Raw genomic sequence first — 19,016 nt, forward strand, 5'->3', positions numbered from 1 at the left:
ATTTTTTCTCTAATAATTCACTTGAATTTATAGTTATTTTTAAATGGCAATCAATCTTCAAAAATTTGAAAGAAGCGTTAGCTTCTTACAAAACCAGCTCCATGCAATGGTCGGTTGCAGGGGGGCAAAAAAGTGGGGGTCGTTAGGGGGAGGAAAAAGGGGGAGAATCGAAACTCCCCCATTTCCTCCGCCCTAACATAACGAAGTACTAAATAAAAATAGTAATTTATTAAAAGATAAAACTCAAATTTCTAAAATAATCTTAAAAAAGATTATTATTCCCTAATTTGCCCTTGCCCCAAAATCACATATTTATATGTTGTAAGCTCATTCAATCCAACCGGTCCTCTGGCGTGAAGTCTTTGGGTTGAGATTCCTATTTCTGCTCCAAATCCAAATTCTGATCCATCTGTAAATCTTGTTGAGGCATTTACATAAACGCAGGCTGAGTCCACTTCTTGGATAAATTTATTTGCTTCTTCTATTTTTTCTGTGATTATTGCATCTGAATGGCCTGTGGAATATTTGTAAATGTGGTCAATTGCACAATCTATATTTTCTACTTCTTTTACTGAAAATTCGTAGTCCAAATATTCTTTGCCATAATCTTTCTCACTTGCAGGAATTGCTCCCTTTATTTTTCCTATTGTATTTTTACAAGCATGGACTTTTAATTTGTATTTTTCTACAATTTTATTTAATCCATCATAAAAACTTTGGTCGATGTCTTTGTGAACGACTAAACTTTCAATGGCATTGCACACGCCTATTCTTTGTGTTTTGCCGTTTTCAAAAATTTTTATCGCCTTTTCAATATCAGCGTACTTATCAACATACAAATGGCAATTTCCCACTCCCGTTTCAAGGGTTGGGACGCTTGCATTTTTTACAACTGCATTTATCAAAGACGCTGATCCTCTTGGAATTAACAAGTCTACATAGCCATTTAATTTCATAAGTTCAGTTGATGATTCCCTACTTGTATCGTCAATTATTTGAACAATATTTTCATCAAAGCCTGTGTTTTTTATTCCTTCTCTGATTGATTTTGCTATTGCAAGAGAAGAATTTATTGCCTCTTTTCCACTTCTTAAAATTATGGAATTTGAAGATTTTATAGCAAGAATTGACGCATCCAAGGTTACATTTGGCCTTGCCTCATAAATCATTGCCAAAACTCCGATTGCAACTGATTTTTTCCCAATCAAAAGTCCATTTTCAAGAGTTCTCACATCAGTCATTTTTCCAATTGGATCAGGAAGTTTTATCATTTGATCAATTGAAAAAATCATTGAGTCAATTCTCTCATCATCAAGTTTAAGCCTATCAAGAAGACCTTCTGCCATATTGTTGGAAATCCCCTTGTCGTAGTCTTTTTTGTTTGCTTCAAGAATATTTTCCCTGTTTTTTTCCATGGAAATTTTTATATTTTCCAAAATTTTATTTTTATCTTTTGTTGAAAGCTTTACAAAATCTTTTTTTGCTTTTTTGGAAAGCTCGCCCATTTTAGTCAATTTTTCTTTTAAAGATTGTTCCAATTTCCTCTCCTTTCACTATTCTTCTAATATTTTTCAAATCTTTTGAATTTGCAATTACCGTATCAATTCCCTTTTCCATACAAAGGTTGGCTGCATTAATTTTTGTAGCCATGCCACCTGTTCCAAGATTTGAATAAGAATCCTTACCCATTGACCTTAATTTTTCATCAATCACATTAACTTCTTTGATTAATTTTGCATTCTTATTAATTCTTGGATCATCCGTATAAAGCCCGTCAATATCTGACAAAAGCATAAGCAAATCAGCATCAACCAATTTTGCAACAACCGATGACAAGGTATCATTATCCCCAAAATCAATTTCGTAAGTAGAAATCGTGTCATTTTCATTTACAATTGGCACAACTCCCATTTCCAACAAATCATTTATAGTATTTTTGGCATTAAAATTCATAACCTCGTTAGTTTCAACCATTCTTGTAAGAAGAATCTGCCCGATAGAATACCCATATTCCGCAAAAGCTTTGAGGAAAGTATTCATCAAAGTAACCTGCCCAACAGCAGCTGTGGCTTGTTTTTTGCTAATATCATTTCTAGGTCTTTTAACATTGAGCCTATTCGCCCCAGTTGCAATAGCACCAGATGAAACCAAAATCACCTTAATGCCCTTGTTTTCCAAATTTACAATTTCCTTAGCAAGCTCTTCAATTCTTTCAATATCAACCCCACCATTTTCGTGGCTTACAGAAGAAGAACCTACTTTTATAACTATTTTTTTTAAATCATTACTAAATTCTCTCATATTTTTTCACCTCTTATATTTTATAAGAAAACACAAAAATAAGCAATTTAAAACACCCTTTTGCAGGGTGGTTTAAATAAATAAATCAGAATGTGTTCCTAATCTTAGTAAAGATAGGACCATTACATCATTAAATTTTTCATATATCAACAAAAAATCTGGCTCAATATGACATTCTCTTGTAGAATAATATTTCCCTTTTAATGGATGATCCTTATATTTTTCATCCAATTTTTCATCATTAGCAAGTTTTTCAATTACATCCATTAACTTTTCAATATCTCTATTTTGTTTTTTTGCAAGTTTTAAATCTTTTTTAAATTTACTTGTAAATTTAATTTTATAAATCATAATTCCAAAGCCTTTTTCAAATCATCCATATTGTTATATGAAGGATAATCTTTATCATAAGCTATTTTTCTTCCTTCTTCTATTGCATTTTGGCTTTGTCTATTTAGATTATCAAGTTTTAAATCAAAGGGAATTCCATTTTCCCTTATGCTTGCCCTCAAAAACATATTAATAGCAGTTGACATATTTAAGCCAAGCTCAGCGTATAATTTTTCTGCTTTTTCCTTAATATCTTTTTCTGTTCTAATATTTAGATTTGCATTTGCCATACTATCACCTCTTACTAAGATTTTAGCATTTTTGTATTACTTGTCAACACAAATCTTTATATTGCCTAGGCAATATCATGTTTTTTTATTTCAAAATAAAATTAATCCTCAAGGCACATTTGGTAAATTTTTTTCACATCTTCAGGTTTAAGTTCTACAAAACCATTTATTTTGCCGTTTTTGCCACAGGCTTTTTTGCTCATTTTGTCAAAATATTCATCGTCTATATTTATTTTTCTTAAATTTGAATCAAGTCCAAGGGTATCAAAGAAAAATTCTTTTGTTTTTTCTATAGCTTTTTTTGCAACTTCCATTTTGTCAAGATTTTTATCAATATCAAAAACATTTACTCCCAAATCATAGAATTTATGAACAGTTTTTTCACTCAAAACATATTCCATCCATCTTGGTGTCAAAATTGCAAGCCCAAGACCGTGAGTTATGTCATAGAAGGCTGAAAGTTCGTGTTCTATTGGATGAACTGTCCAAGCAGCCTTTGCAGAATTTGCAATAAAATCATTGATTGCCCAAGATGATGCCCACATAAGATTTGCCCTTGCCTCATAATTTTTTGGATCTTTCATGGCAATTGGACCATATTTTATTACAGTTTTCATCAAAGATTCCATAATTCTATCAAGCATAAACATTGAATCATCAACATTAAAATAGGATTCAAAAATGTGAGATAAAATGTCACTAGAACCACAAGCTGTTTGGAATTCATTTACAGAATATGTTATTTCTGGATTTAAAAATGAAACTTTTGGTCTGGTATCAGGATGGCCTGATGAAAGTTTTTCTTTTGTTTCAGGATTTGTAATAACCCCACCATTATCCATTTCAGAACCAGTTGCAGCCATGGTAAGAACTGACAAAAGTGGAATTGCTGGGCTCATAGGTTTTCCTTTGGAAATAAATTCCCAAGGATCAAAATCTACACAAGCACCAGCCGCCATAAATTTTGACGCATCAATTGTAGAACCACCACCAACAGCAAGAATTGCCCCAATATTATTTTCCTTAATTATTTTGACCCCTTCTCTTACAGAATCAATCCTTGGATTTGGTTCAATTCCAGAAAGCTCAAAAATTTCAACTCCAGAATTTTTAAGCTCTTTTATAACCTTATCATAAACTCCATTTTTCTTGATAGATCCACCACCATAAGTGATAAGCACCTTATCAGAATATTTTTTAACTTCCTCTCCCACAAAATCAAGAGCGTCTTTTCCAAAATGTATTTTTGTTGGAATATTATAAGTAAAATCTAACATAAATCCTCCTTTATTTTCTCTAGTAAATACTTACCCAAAACTAATAAATATAAATTTGAATTTTAGACAAAAAAACTGACTCTAATTTGATAAAAACTCAAAATAAAGTCAGTTAAAACTTTTAAAATTTACAAATTAAATTTTAATTTTTATTAATTTTTTTCAATTTCTAGCGCCTTGTTTTTCTTTTTGTTGTAATAATAAGCCGCAAGAATCATAAGAACAAGTCCTATAATTGTAAATCCAATCCAAGCTCTAATTCCTCTTGTAAATGGAAGAGATAATTTTCTATTTTCAATCTCAATAGGTTTTGTGCTATCAATTTCTTTCATCTTAGTGAATTTATAGCTATGATCTACATATTCATCGCCCTTAGTTTCTATGTGGAATGTTCTGTCTTCATTTATCTTATCACCTATTACAATATTAGATTTAATATCTAATTCGGATTTTAGATAAAGAGATGTGCTCATAGTTAATACTATAGTCTTATTAGATTTAATATCTCCGTCAGTAGTTTGATTTTCTAATTCTTTTACTAAGGAGTAAAGATCAATAGTCTTTGAACCTTTATAACTAGTATCATAATCTTTTGTTAAATCTAAAGTGAATTTCTTCGTAGTAAATTCTTTATTATCACCGTCTACTAGATAAGCTGTTATACTCAATGGTTCCTTAGCATTAAATTTATTATCCCAAATTTCAGACTTAAGTGGTAGATTTGATAATGTTATTTTAGAATTATCTTTCACATAAGTTATATCCTCATGATTTGGATTAAATCTCAAAGTCATATTAGTAGTATATGATTTTTTGAATACATCGTTAGCCATTTTCAATCCAGTTGTTTTCTTAACATCCATTTCAGTTTTGAATTTTTCTTCTTGAATTTTGCCATCTTTTACAACAAATTCTTTTACGATGTCTCTTGGCTTAATATAACCCTTTGGTGCCTTAACTTCCTTAAGTGCATAATAGCCATTATCTAGTACATTGAATTCAACTAAACCATCTTTACCTGTAACAAATTTATCGCCTTCCACATGTGTATATCCAGCTGGAACATTGTCGCCTTCTTTTAATACAAGCATTTCAGTTTTATTATCAACAGTCTTTTTATAAACCTTAAGCTGTGTAGTGTATTTTTCGTCTATTTCATTGTCTTTATACCAAACTTCAAACTCTGCACCTTCAAGCTTAGTCGTTTTTTCACTTGCATCAACTTTTTCAAATTGAATTTTTTGTGGTTTTTTATTGACTATTGGCATTGCAATACTACCTGATTCGTCAACGTATACTGGTTGTTTGTTTGGATCGGTTGTAGCATTAGTTCCTTTACTTCGGTGGATATTACCAGAGGCATCTACCTCAAATTCTAAGATTGCTCCTTCTAGTTTTTCATAACCATCTGGTGCTGTTGTTTCTCTTAATTGATATTCACCTTTTGGAAGCTTAGAATATTCGACTATTCCATCTTTTCCAGTTGTAATTGGTTGACCATGACCATCCCAATTTCCATCATTATTCTTTTTGAAAAGCTGGAATGTTGCACCTTCTAGTGGATTCCTATCTTGGTCTATTTTTATGAATTTAATCTTATTTTCAGGGTTTACAGCTTGAATTTCTAGGTTTGCTTTTGCAGTAGCTTCATTTCTAAAGAAGTATTGCTTATCCCATCTTGTAACGTATCGAGTTGGATTATCTATCATTTCAAGAATACCATGACCAACATAACCGTCTTTATCCTCTCCAACTACTCTACCCGTAACTTTGATGATATAGGATGAATTGGAATTTAGACCATTAGTAAATCCAATGCTTTCTTCTTGCCCTGCACCTAGATATGACCTTGATCTTATTCTAACAGGTTCAGGTAGACGTGGGTCATCTTCGTTTACACCAAATGATAAAGGCATTAACTCATCAAGATTTGCATTACTATCAAGATAGTAGTAATCAATATTCAAGTTTTCAATATCTTGGTCAGATGAGTAATAGAATCTTGACCTTGGAGTATTGCTTCTATCTCTATTTACATAGTAGTAATGAACAAATTCGCCAGTATCAGGATTAAATTTAATAATCTTTGATCCAAGGTTAAGGTGATTTCGGGTCATTTCATACATTTTTCCGTCAGTACCCTGATACAATTCTCTTGCAGTCATTGAATCATATACAACATTGATGTTATCTTTTATCATTTTATGACCGACAACTCCACGTTCAATACTTTGTTGCCCTGCTTTTGGTACTTCATTTAGGTTGATATAGGCTTTTAGCTTATTAGAAAATTCTACTAGATTATAAGTGTCAGCATAATTAGTGAAAGTATAAGTTATTGTACCTTCTTTTCTATTATAATCAGCCTTAGCAATTGTACCTACTCCATCTGCAATTATATCAAGGTTAGAAATATCTGTTTCCATTATTCCATGGAGGTCAATATTATCGCTTAGTTTTAGTACGAAATAATCTCCAGGATTGATCTTTAGGTTGGAATCAATAGTGTATTTGTTATCAAATTCAAATACTTCTCCAAAGTGTGGATGCATTTCTTCTTGATTATCAGATAGTAAGCCTTTATTTTTGCTATCTGGGTTTAGTACGCTTAGTTTAGATTCAGATAATTTTATGCTACTTGATACATCTTTTCTTTTATTTGGTGCATCTTTTGCGTATGGGTCTAAGTCTTCTCCACCTACTGTGAAGTTCCAAACTTGCTTGTTGTTGATATAGCCACTAGGTGATTCTATTTCTTCAAGTCTATAATGACCTATATTTAAGCCTGTGAATTTAAGTGTACCGTCTGCACCAACTGTTCCATCTTCAGTTTTTCCTGTTTCTTTGTTGGTTATTCTAAACTTTGCGCCAGGTAATTGATTTGTGGCTTTTATTGCATCACCTTTTTGGTCAATTTTCTTAATTGTGATTTCACCTTGCCCTGGTTTTTCGTTTACGATTTTACCCATGTTTTTGGCAGTAGCGCTTGTTACATAGTCTACCAACAATCCATCTTTTTCAGTGGTTGAGTCTTCTTTGATATATTGGTAAACACCATTTGCCTTGTCATATTCCAGAGAAATATATCCATTAGAAGTTGGTGTAATTTGGATTTCACTTATTTTGTAAGTGTCCTTAATAGTTTCCCCTTCTTTATTCTTTATTTCTCCTGGGAACTTAATACTTAAATCCTTCAAAGAAACTTCTGTTTTCTTTGTAGAATCTGTAGGATCTATTATCTTAGTAGTATCTAGATCAACGTTTTTAGCCTTCATAAACTTAATAACTTCATTAGTTACTGGATCGTGGACTTCTAAGTTTTCAAATTTGTAAGGAGTTGCATTATTTGGGAAATAAAATTCTACTGTATTGACATCAATAGCTTCCCCAGTTCTTGGATCTACGATTTTTTGTGATACCAAGCTTACTGTCTCAACTGAGAAGTATAGAAGTGGTCCATTTATTGGTTTATAACCCTTTGGTGCTTGAACTTCAACTAGTCTGTAACGTCCTGGTTCAAGTCCCCTAAATCCAAAGTAACCGTTGAAGGCTGATGATACATAAGAGCCTTCTAATTCTTCGTAAATTCCTTCTCTTACTCTCTTTTCAAGTTTAAATACTGCTCCTTCAAGTCTTTTCTTAGTAATATCTTCTAATTTAGAAGTATCAGTTTCTTTACCGTGTTTAGAGAAAGTGATATTGTATCTTTCAGCATCATTTTCTATATCTAGTCCTTCTTGAGGAACTACGTTTGATTTATTTGATGAGTATAGAGAGTTAATGTCCATACTTGTACTTATTGTACTAGATGGTGTACCTAGTGATGGAGATACCATACCTCCTATAAACCAATTTGTATCAGTCTGATTTATTTTTGCCTTCTTACTTACAAAGTTTTGATACTTTTGACTGTCTGGATGTTCTTGAGACCATTTATCTGCATATTTCTTTGCATATTCTCTAGAGACTTCTTGTGAATATCCTTGGTTAATATACTGAGTATACAATTTGTCTTCGTACCATTGTCTAAGAGCTTCTATACCGCCTTGGTAGGATGCTCCGTCAAACTTCTTAGATTCAAATTCCTTTGTTTTGCTATTGTAAACTTGTTGTTTAAATTCTCTTGCACCATCGAAGAATTTAATATCAATATCAATCTTACCTAAATCTTCATCTGGTATATCATTTTCTGTTAATTTATAAGGATCTTTTAGGACTGGTTTATCAGTTACAGCTCCAGTTTTATCTATGAAGTTGTAACTATTGTTTATCCTTACTTCATTAGTAACATTCCTATCTATAATAGAAGTATCATAAAATCCTTCAATGTCGATATAATATACACCTGGTTCAAGATTTAGTTGGTCTTCGTCAAATCCCCAATCAAATGGTCTCCATCTTGCTGTGTTTACAACCGTTACGTTTGGAGTAGCTACGTCATAGTCATTCAAGATTTTAATCATTTGAGCTTGGTCTGGATCGCCATTTATTCCACTTATCTTATAAGTTGATCTGTAAGCAGTCTTTACACCTTCTTTGATTGTAACTGGTGGCTTTCCAGCTCTGTCAATTTCTTCTCTTTTGTGTTTTGGAGTGATTTGAACGTTGACAGTTCCTTGTTTTCCTCTTGTATCAATATATACTCTTTGTATAAATGATCTTGATTCTGTATCAATGTGAGTGATTTTTGTTGCATATTTTACACCATTTGCATTTTTTATTTCAAGATTTTTATTTTTTTCTATAAAGCTTTGTGGTGTTTCTTCTGGTCCTATATATTTTGCAACCAATTTACCATCTTTTTCAACAACTTGGACTTTCCAAGGAGCGTTTGGCTTTCTATAACCTAATGGTGCAGCTGTTTCTTCTATTAGATAGTATCCAACTGGTAATCTAAGTAGGTTGCCATCTTTGTCCTTAAATTCTACAAGTCCATCAGCGTTTGATTTGCCTTTTACAGTTCCAAAAACTGTATCTGGATTTTGAAAATTTTCATCTGTTTTCTTGATTGTGAACAAAGCACCTTCAAGCTTATTACCGCTATTTGAAGCTTTCTTATAAATCTTTAAATCAAGACCTGTTTGCTTGTTAGTAATTTGAGCAAAACCATCAGAAGGAATTTCAATTTCGCCTTCACTAGGCCCTTCTTCTTTTTGCTTGAATGTTGCAGAAACTGTAGCGTTTGATGCTGGCATTTTGAATTTATATTTACCATCAGTATCAGCTGTCAAAGTTTGCCCATTCATTGTTACACTTTCGATTTCATAACCTTCGTTTGGTGTTACAGTCAAGTTGATTTGTGTACCAGCTGTTGCAGAAGTTGGTTCAGCAGTAATTGTTCCACCTTCTTGTGGCTTTTGAACTATTACATTATAAGTTTCTGGAGCTTTTTCTTTCCAAAGAGCTGTGATTGTAGTATCAGCATTAACTGGTATTGTCGCTCCTGGTTGATATTCAACTCCATTTACTAACCAAGCTTTAAATTCTTTTCCAGTTGGTGCATTAAATCCATTAGCTGGCAATGTATAGTTAGAACCAACATTTACTTTTTCGTCTGCCATTGTGCCAGAACCTTCTCCAGCACTGAATGAAATAGTCACTTGCTCTGGAGCTTTATCTCTCCATTGAGCTTGAATTGTTAAATCACTTGTTACAGTAATTCTATCTCCAGGATTTTTCTTTTCTCTATTTACTAGCCAATAATCAAATACTTTTCCCTCTGGTGCAATAAATGAAGATCCTGGTAATTCGTATTGGCTACCATCTTCAACTGTTACTGGATCCATGTGCCATTTTCCACCATTTCCATCAAATGTTATTGTGTGGTTAACAGTGGTTTTTACTACTGGAACACCAGCTTCGTTAGCATAGGATTTTTCTAACCAACATTTATGACCATATGCAGATTGAGAACTTGTATTAAAATCATAGTTTGAACCTAAACCTATAGGTTGGTTTTCTATATAGTTAGTTTCAACTTCTATAAGGATAGTTCCTGGATATAAGGTTGTTATATTCGTAGTCTTTATCTTGTTGATTTTGTCTTCAGTTACTGAAGTGAATCTAATTTTTGAAGATATATCTGTCTTACTTGATATTTTATCTATATCTGAACTTTCGTTGATATTAGCAAGACTTGTGTTTTCAGGAACTTGGAAAACTCTTGTCTTAACTTCACTAGGCATGATGCCATAATTACCATAGGCTCTGTGGAATTTTATTTCACGATTACGTTTAGCGCTTACACCTTGCTTATAAATAAATACTTGTTTGTATCTATTATTAGCCTTGTCTATTTCAATAATCTTTGTGTCGATTAATTGATCATAATCAGAGTCACTATAGTCTTGACGCATTTTAGGTTGAGTTGAACTTGCATTATCTACAACTTCCCAACCATTTCCAGCTCTTAATGGATTTAGTGTATCTACTAGATTTCCGCTGATTTCAAGGTCGGTGTTTGCGCCTGCTATTTGTAATCTTCTCATTAGATTATTTCTGGCTATATTTGCATTTGTAGATACTGTTACACTTGATTTTTTCGGATCAGTAGCTTTATTTTCGTCTTTAATATATACTTTTCCATCACTTGCTACTCTTACCGTCCAAGTTGTATTAGGGTTTTCATAACCTGGTGCTGGTTTTTCTTCTTCTAATTTATATTTTCCTGGTTTTAAACCGTTGAAAGAAATCATACCGTCTTTTCCAGTAGTCATAAATCTTTCGTCTTTTAATGGCTCTGGACCTGTTAGTTTGAAGACTGCTCCTGGAATTACTGTAGTTTTATCTTCTTTTAATTTTTTAAGTTTAAAGCCGTAAGTTTTGATGTCGTTTGTTACATAAAGTGAGTCTTCTCCTACATAAGAACCTAGGATTGTTCCAGTTGTTCCTGTTGTAGGTCCTGTGGTCTTGATGTCATATACTCTTTCATAGAAATCTGCTTTCCAATAAATTTGATTTCCATTAATCCAATCCATGCCTGTTCCCACTCCGCCATTGGCGTCTTTGTATGGAACTTTTACATCGATTACTATTGGCTTATCTGTAGCTGGAATATCTAATTTTAATCTATTAGGTTCGCCAAATCTTGCAGTTTCTGTTGTTTTTGTTACACTAGCTGAAATGTCTTCTGCTTTGTAGTTTGCAAGTCTTATATCAGAGATAAGTCCTGTGACTGGTTTGTCTAGCTTGAATATTTTGATGTCATTAGTTTTATCAAAATTATTTTCATTAAACCAATCCATATTAGGATCATTTAGTGCTTGTCTGTGGATTGATGCAGTTGTTTTATCTGCAATATTTCTTGCTTCTGGATTTATTACGTATCTTTGGATAACGTAATTATCTTTTTTATTTATACCAACAATTCTTGTACCTAAGAATTGAGCGTTTTGGTTGTTGCCTGCCCAACCTGTCCATCTGTTGTCATAGTTTGACCATCCGGATGTGTTTCTGTTTTTGACATCTACCCATTCTACGCCGTCTTTACCTAGGATTGATTGAACTTGTTGTCCACCTTCTGCGTTTTCAGAATAGTTGTAGATTTTTACCTTACCATTTTCTACTCTTAGAACCCATTTTTTGTTAAGTTTGTTGTAGCCTGTTGGTGGTTCAACTTCTTCAAGGACGTAGTTTTTATTATCTTTAGGAGTTCCGTTAAACTCTACAATACCATTTGAATCTGATGTTGCTTCTATTGGGAAATTTGGATCAGTATTATCTGGATCAGAAATTCTGAATTTTGCTCCAGGAAGTGGTCTGCCATCTCCGTCTTTTTTGTAAACTCTAAATTTTTGTCCAGCTGGCCTATTTGAAACTTGGATATTAATATTATCTCCAGTGTACAACTTACTTTCGCCTATTATAGAAGTTTCTCTTATTCTAACGCTACCGTCATTTAAAATTGTAACTTGCCATTTTTTATTAGTAAGGCTATAGCCTTCTGGTGCTCTGGTTTCTTCTAATGAGTATCTTCCTGGTGCAATATTTTCAAAGTTTACAACTCCGTTTGCATCTGATGTTCTATAGATTACTTTTCCATTTTCATCTTTTAATGCGAAGGTTGCGTTTGGAAGTTTCTTTCCTTGATTTGCTTCGTCGTATTTTGTAAGTTTAAAAGATCCTGGAGTGTATTTGTTGTTTATTAAACCAATTACTTCTTTATAATATTTTGGTATTTCTCCGCCAGATTGATCTCCTATGGCTGTGTTGACATTAGCTTTAGATGCAAAGGCTGATGTAAGATTACCATCATTCATTAAGAAAGCTCTCCATTTTTTGTTGAACTGTTCGATGTCTGTAATCTTAAATGTTTGTTCTACTACATAACCACCCTTATCTTTTGGTTTTGGTGTTTGTATTGTTAATGGAGCCTTAGCATTTAATTTATCACTAGTTGTGATTTGATTTGGATCATATTTTATTGTTATGTCGTTTTCTCTTCTATTTAATCCTTGAGCTGGATTTATAGATTGATGAGCTAGTAAGTGGTAGATATTAGGTTCTTGTTCTGGTCTTATACCCATTGATAAAGGCATATACCTATTTAAAGGAATATCTCCTAATCTATATGTTCCATAATCTGTTCCATATACTTTTACATCATTAAGTTCATATAGAGGTTTATAACCCTTACCAGACCATTCAGCTATACGATTTGATTGAAAATCAGTTGTAATCCAGTTATATTTGACTGTTTTTGCACTATAATCAAGTCCAAGTGGGTTTAGATATGTTAGAACTGTTACATACCATTTGCCATCTTCTTTTTGATATACATCTCTAAAGTAATATGATTGGTTAGAGTCGCCTGTCTTTGAGTGGTGGCGTCCATAGTCAGCGTTTATTGTTTTGTTTAATACTGGGTTTCCACCAACATTTGCAACTCCAGGAGCTACCTTTATTGTAAATGGATATTGTCCTGTTTCTTTAGCATAGTATTTATCTGGAATTATACCTCTGAGGTTAATAGAAGCTGTAGCTGTACCTCCCTTTGAGTTTTCATTAAATACATATGTCAATAAGTTAGTATTGTAATCGAAATAAGGATCAGCAACTTCTACACCGTCTATTACTACCTTAGGAAATTCACTAAAGTATTGAGTAAAGTCGAAGTTTCTATCAAATTGAATTTCAAATCTTGTACCTGGTGCTGAATTATCTAGAGTAACATCAGCGTGGTATTTTAATGATTCATAGGAATAAGCTTCCCATACTCCTGTTTTTACACCAATATCTCCTGGTTCGTTTTCTAGATATTCAAGTCTTTGACTAACATTTGTAACAGTAGCCTTGTTTGTAGTTTCAGTTTCTTCGCCTTTTTCTATATAGTAATCACGTCCTGTTTCTGGTGTTCCATTTCCATCTTCAAACCTTGCATTGTATTTTACTTGGCCTTGTTCGTCAACTACAACTTCAAAATATACGCCATTTTTTTGGTGTCCATCTGGAGCTTGAGCTTCTTCTAGTCTATATGTTCCTGGTGGATATTTTCCGAAATCAGCTGTACCTTTATCGTCAGTAAATTTGTTGGCAAGTGTCCTTCCAGTGCTGTCTTTTAAAACAAATTCTGCACCTTGAAGTCTGTTTCTTTTACCTTCGTTATCAAATGTATCTCCAAATTTTGTAATAGTAATTGGACTTTTTGTAAATTCTTCGTTTGTTACTATTAATTGGTTAGGTTCATCTGCTCCAGTGCTTTTGCTTAATGCTACTTTTTGAGTAAGATTTGTTTGGTTTGCTGTATCTTCATCTGTCAACCAATCATAATCTAAACTTACAGATTGTTTATCTCCAATATTAGCTTTTACTTTTACCAAGAATCCCCAGTCATTTGCAAATCTTTCTTGTGGGAAGTAGATTTGGTAGCCAGTTTTTCCTGTGTAAGCATCTGTTTTATTTGGAGTACCTGTAATCTTGTTATTATTTGCTGTATTTATTACATTATTTCCAAGCAAAGGAATGAATCCATCGACATTTTGTTCTTCCATGCTGTATTTAACGTTATTTCTATATCCTGGAGATACGTCATATGCTGTTACATCAGTAATGTTTACGCCTGGAATAGAAATATTAAGTCTTGTATTTCTATTAGTTCCTCCACCACCATTATTGCTTTGTGGTTTTAGATAAAGATAGAATTCTAAATCGCCGTTGTCAGAAATTTTTCCATAATGCATAGCATTCATATAGTCTGGCCAGTTAGGATAACCGTCGTGTTGAACAAGTTTTGTCTGATTTTTTCCTCCACCTAGTTGGATATTGTTACCATCAACGCTTATATCTCCATCTTCTGATATATTGATAGTTTTTTGTGATTGGTCTAGTTTATATCCTGCCGGAGCTTTTTCTTCTACTAAAGTGTATCTTCCAGGAAGAACATTATTAAAAGTTGCCTTTCCTTGGGAGTCAGTAATTATTGATGGTTGGTTGTCGCCTAGTAATTTGAATTTTGCTCCTTCAAGTTTTTTACTTGGATCATTGCTATCAACTTTTACTACTGTAAAAGTAACAGGATTTGGTTTTGTTATATCAATAGCAGAGTTTTGGATATATTGACTCTTTGTATCGATTTGGTAGTAGTTGGCATTTTCGTTGTACTTGTATGTTTTGCCGTCTGTTGCCACTACAGTATCTTTGTCGAATTTTTGTTCAATTTTATTTTCTCTTTTTGAAGCTTTGTGAGAATTTTCATCAATATCCCAATATCTTGCGTTAGGAATTGTGACAAATCTTGTGGTTTGTCCAGAAGTTCCTTCGTCTACATGGACTTCGCCTAGAGTGTTACCGTCTTTATCTTTTGCGATAAATTTTTGTCCTGGCATATTCATGCCATCTACTGGGAAGTTCCATACTTGATCGATGTATAAATCTCTAAATTTAGAAATTCTTACACCTGAAATATTGTAATTACTTGGTTTATCTGAATTTGTTAGTTGTGTATCTAATTTATAAACTGCAATGTTTCCTACTGCTTGTGTGCCAGCAGGGGCAGTTTCTTTTGATGGAATAGAATTAATGGCTTTTTCATTTTCTTTTACAACCATATTACCATTTTCGTCTAATCCATAAACAGCACTCTTACCACTTTTTACAGTTTGATCGCCGTCAAGTTTTCTGTCTGCTAGAGGCATTCCATCGTTTGTTTCATCTCCAGATGAGATGGCATCTGTGATTGTCCACTGAGCTTTATCATTTGCCAAAAACTTTCCTTGAATTGTAGTTCTGTTATTTATTCCAACTCTTGTAGGGGTTGCCTCTTCTATTTTTTCTTTTGGATAGCCTTGGTCAAGTACAAATCTTACAGCACCAGCTTTATTTTTTTGTTTCAAGAAAACTGATATATCTACCATATATTTTTCTTGTTTGTTTGTTACTTTTGTGTAGAAACTGTAAGAAGCCTCTTGGGTATTATCTGTTACTTTGTGGTGTTTTGAATCAACTATTCCCAAAGCATCTTTAAGTTGGTCAGTAGCAGTAACTTCTTTTCCATTTAATAATACCTTTTCAATTTTTCCAAGTCCTGATCCTTCTACTGTTGTAAAGTTTGCCATAAAGCCAAGAGCACTTAAAGATTGGTCGGCGTGAACTTTCATATTCCAATTTATTCCAACCATTTCTCCATTTTCTACAACTGGTTCTCCTGTTATATCAATTGGGACTTGATAATTTCCATGTTCATCGTCAATGATTTTGATTACATCATCTCTGTCTGGTTCTATGATAGATCCTGCTGGGTTTCCATTTTTGTCGATTTTTTGTGGGACAAGATTTTTTGGAGCTTTTACCCCAGGTCCTGAAACTCTATTTGTTACTGTAAAAGTTCCATCGTCGCCAATTGTTATCTTGTCTGTGTTGTAGTCAACTTCGATGCTTAATGGTTCTTGGATATTATCATTAATATCTTTTATAATTTTATATTTTATAGAATTTGTTTTTTCTTCGTATTCTGGCTCAGCTATAATTTGCCCATTATGCTTAACTGGTTTTAAGGTTGATGGGTCATTTACTTTTAATTTTTCATCTAGATGAATTATAAAGTATTGATCTTTTTTTATTGGTCCACCTGCATTTGATGTATCAAAACGGGTGTTTATTGTGAACTTTTTATCGGCTAAGGCATTTGCGTCTGCTTTTGCTAGCTTTGGTTTTGCTGGTTCGTCTTGACCTAAAAATAACATTCTAAGTTTTGGCAACAAGCCTTTTTTCTCTGTAGTTTTCTTTTCTTTTTTATCTTCACTTTTTTCTTGTGTTTGAGTTTTTTGTGAAGATTTTTCTTTTGGTTCTTCTTTTTTTGGTTCTTTTGTAGAATCTTTATTATCTTTATTTTCTGTGTTCTCTTTTGTATTTTCCTTTGATTCTACTTGGACTTCTGTATTGCTTTCCTTATTTTCTTTTGTATCTTCTTTGTTTTTTTGTTCTTTTTTATCTTGTGAAAGATTTTCTTTATTAGAAGAAGATTTTTCATCTTGTACTTTTTCTTCTTGGCTTTGGCTTGGAGCATTTTCTTGCTCTTTTTCATCCTTAGCCTTTTGTTGTTCGGTTTGTTTTTCTTCTTTGTAAGCTTTTAATTTATTGTAATCTTCTTCTAAGGAGTTTGTATTATATAATTTTATTTTATCTTCACGAATTAGGGCAAAAAGATCCCCATGGTTTTTGATTTTTAAATTTCCCTTTTCGTCTTTTTCGTATAGTTCGAAATCAGGATCTATGCTTGTGTATTTTATGAATTCTAAGTTAAATAATAATTTATCTTCATCAAATAATTTTTGAATTCCTTTTTCATTAAAATCAAAATCATCCATTATTTTTAAATCTATGTAGGAATAATTTTGACCGTAAATATTCTTATTTTCGTCTTCTTCAAGCTTTTCTAATTGGTCTTTTGTTACAATTTTATAGCCTTGGTCTTCTTTTATGATTTCCAAATCAAGGTCAAGACCTTGGGAATTTAGCATATCTTTTACTCGCCAATATTCCTTGCTTGCCTTTTCGTTTGTATCAAAATATCCATCTTCATACAATTTTAGGTCATTTCTTTTTATAAGCCTAAATTGCGAAGTGGTATCGGGCATAGAAATTGCTATAGAAAATTTATCCTCGTCCTTTTTCTTTTTGCTTTTGTCATAAATTTCCTGTGATTTTAGGATTGAAAAATATACATCGGTATCATCTTTCATCTCCTCTAATCCCTTTATAGAATTTGGTTTTTCTTCTTCAGCTTTTGATGAGCTTGCAAAAGCTGGCAACATCACTTGTAAAACCATAAAAACAGCCATGACAAATGACATCATTTTTCTTAAAATCTTTTTCATAATAACTCCTTTTTGAAAATTCGATTTTTGTTTATAATTAATATTTTTTCTTCTTTAATTAGCTTTGAAATCTAATTTTTTCAGTATAATCAATTAAAGAAATTAGTTATAATTTTTTTAAATTAAAAGTTGAAATTTCCTAATTTTTACACACTTCTAATTATAATTAATTATATAACTTTATAGTTTTTTAGTCAATATTTTTTAGATATGTTATTTAAATAAATTATTAATATAAATTTAAAATTTTGATGATTTTATTTTTTATGAAAAATTATTATGAAAAATTTTTCAAATAAAAAAAATTCTCTTAATTTTTTCAAATCAAGAGAATTTTTAAAAATTTATTTATTAAATTGTTCCAAAACCCACATATAAGACTCTTCTGTAATTTTATTCCAATAATCCCAATCGTGGTCGAATTCTTTGCCGTCTTTTTTGAATTGTGTATTTATTTCAGATTTTTCTAAGTCTTTGTTGAATTTTTCTATATCTTCAATGTTTATTTTTGAATCTCCTTCGCTTGCTCTAATATAAAAATTAATATCTTTTGTATTTTCATTTATAAAATTTGAAGGAAATTTTTCTTTATAAACTTCATCAGACCACATTTGCTTTCCATCTGAAAACGCCATATAATTTCTTCTAATTAGGCTATCTTCATCAAGTTTGTCCCAAAGAGTTGGGGAAATCAAAAGAGCTTTTGAAAACAAATCAGGATTTCTTAGTGAAAGGCTTGCTGCCCCATATCCTCCTACAGAAAATCCTCCTATTGCTCTTTTTGTTTTGTTTGCATCTGTCTTATATTTTCCATCAATTTCTTTTATAAGTTCCTCTTTTATAGCTGATTCCATTTTTTTATCATAGTCGCTATCTACAAAAAATGAAGAAAATCCATCAGCAAAGACAACAATCATTTTGTTTTCCTTATCTTTCATAATTTTATCTAGCATATCTTTTGTATTTGATTTTTCAAGAATTGAAGAAGAATTTCCGCCAAAACCGTGGAGCATATACAAAACTGGATATTTTTCATCGCTTTTTTCATCATAGCCATTTGGCAAATAAACTTTGTATTTCCAATTTTGTTTTAAAATTTCAGAATTTATTGACCCATCAACAACTTTTCCTTGATCTTTTTTGTCAACATCAGATTTTTTATTTTTTTCTTCGTTTGATTTATTTGAATTCTTATTAGAATATGCAATTGTAGGATCTGATGAAGGATTTTCCTTACTATTTTCATTTTTACATCCCCCAAAAATCAATCCCAAAGAAAGAATTCCTACTATTATTTTTACTTTATTTTTCATCATTAATCTCCTCAAAATAATATTGATTTCATTATACAATATAGAAAAATTTTCTTCAATCCACAAATTTTTTCACAAATAAATGCCATATTTTTACAAGTTTAATCTAATTTAAATAATTTTTTAACTTTTTAATTTATAATTTCAAAATAAAAATCTCATTGTGATATAATAATTTTGCCTATTACTTAA

7 protein-coding genes are annotated in these 19,016 nt (G+C 32.0%); all 7 read right to left on the bottom strand.

Annotation, left to right across the window (positions count from 1 at the left end; genetic code table 11):
* Positions 1-275 precede the first annotated feature (275 nt).
* The 7 genes from HMPREF2782_RS08355 to HMPREF2782_RS08385 all read right to left on the bottom strand — a co-directional run bounded on the left by HMPREF2782_RS08355 (position 276) and on the right by HMPREF2782_RS08385 (position 18,824).
* A complete protein-coding gene (locus HMPREF2782_RS08355; protein WP_070642324.1) occupies positions 276-1,538 on the bottom strand; it encodes a glutamate-5-semialdehyde dehydrogenase in 1,263 nt (420 codons plus the stop codon).
* Positions 1,507-2,301: a glutamate 5-kinase gene (gene proB / locus HMPREF2782_RS08360; RefSeq protein ID WP_070642326.1), complete on the bottom strand. Its 795-nt coding sequence runs from the start codon at positions 2,299-2,301 to the stop codon at positions 1,507-1,509. The genes HMPREF2782_RS08355 and proB overlap by 32 nt, the downstream gene beginning before the upstream one ends.
* 72 nt (positions 2,302-2,373) lie before the next feature.
* Entirely contained in the window at positions 2,374-2,652 is a 279-nt protein-coding gene (locus HMPREF2782_RS08365; RefSeq protein ID WP_019118594.1) for a type II toxin-antitoxin system YafQ family toxin, read from the bottom strand.
* Positions 2,649-2,921, bottom strand: coding sequence for a type II toxin-antitoxin system RelB/DinJ family antitoxin (locus HMPREF2782_RS08370; RefSeq protein ID WP_070642328.1), 273 nt, complete (start codon positions 2,919-2,921; stop codon positions 2,649-2,651). Before HMPREF2782_RS08370 ends, HMPREF2782_RS08365 begins: the two co-directional genes overlap by 4 nt.
* A 101-nt stretch (positions 2,922-3,022) precedes the next feature.
* Positions 3,023-4,198 carry an iron-containing alcohol dehydrogenase gene (locus HMPREF2782_RS08375; RefSeq protein WP_070642330.1) on the bottom strand — a complete coding sequence of 392 codons (1,176 nt, stop codon included), beginning with the start codon at positions 4,196-4,198 and terminating at the stop codon, positions 3,023-3,025.
* Positions 4,199-4,350: 152 nt separating this feature from the next.
* A complete protein-coding gene (locus HMPREF2782_RS08380) occupies positions 4,351-17,511 on the bottom strand; it encodes a SpaA isopeptide-forming pilin-related protein (protein ID WP_070642332.1) in 13,161 nt (4,386 codons plus the stop codon).
* Positions 17,512-17,855: 344 nt separating this feature from the next.
* Positions 17,856-18,824: an alpha/beta hydrolase gene (locus HMPREF2782_RS08385; RefSeq protein WP_257244393.1), complete on the bottom strand. Its 969-nt coding sequence runs from the start codon at positions 18,822-18,824 to the stop codon at positions 17,856-17,858.
* Between the last annotated feature and the right edge of the window lie 192 nt (positions 18,825-19,016).

Origin of the sequence: Anaerococcus sp. HMSC068A02, from assembly GCF_001811125.1 — a bacterium.
Lineage (GTDB): Bacteria > Bacillota > Clostridia > Tissierellales > Peptoniphilaceae > Anaerococcus > Anaerococcus vaginalis_C.

Bases quoted from the DNA above. Each gene is read 5' to 3' on its own strand.
- HMPREF2782_RS08375 (WP_070642330.1), bottom strand. From the start codon at position 4,198: ATGTTAGATTTTACTTATAATATTCCAACAAAAATACATTTTGGAAAA.
- HMPREF2782_RS08385 (WP_257244393.1), bottom strand. From the start codon at position 18,824: ATGAAAAATAAAGTAAAAATAATAGTAGGAATTCTTTCTTTGGGATTG.
- HMPREF2782_RS08380 (WP_070642332.1), bottom strand. From the start codon at position 17,511: ATGAAAAAGATTTTAAGAAAAATGATGTCATTTGTCATGGCTGTTTTT.
- HMPREF2782_RS08370 (WP_070642328.1), bottom strand. From the start codon at position 2,921: ATGGCAAATGCAAATCTAAATATTAGAACAGAAAAAGATATTAAGGAA.
- proB (WP_070642326.1), bottom strand. From the start codon at position 2,301: ATGAGAGAATTTAGTAATGATTTAAAAAAAATAGTTATAAAAGTAGGT.
- HMPREF2782_RS08365 (WP_019118594.1), bottom strand. From the start codon at position 2,652: ATGATTTATAAAATTAAATTTACAAGTAAATTTAAAAAAGATTTAAAA.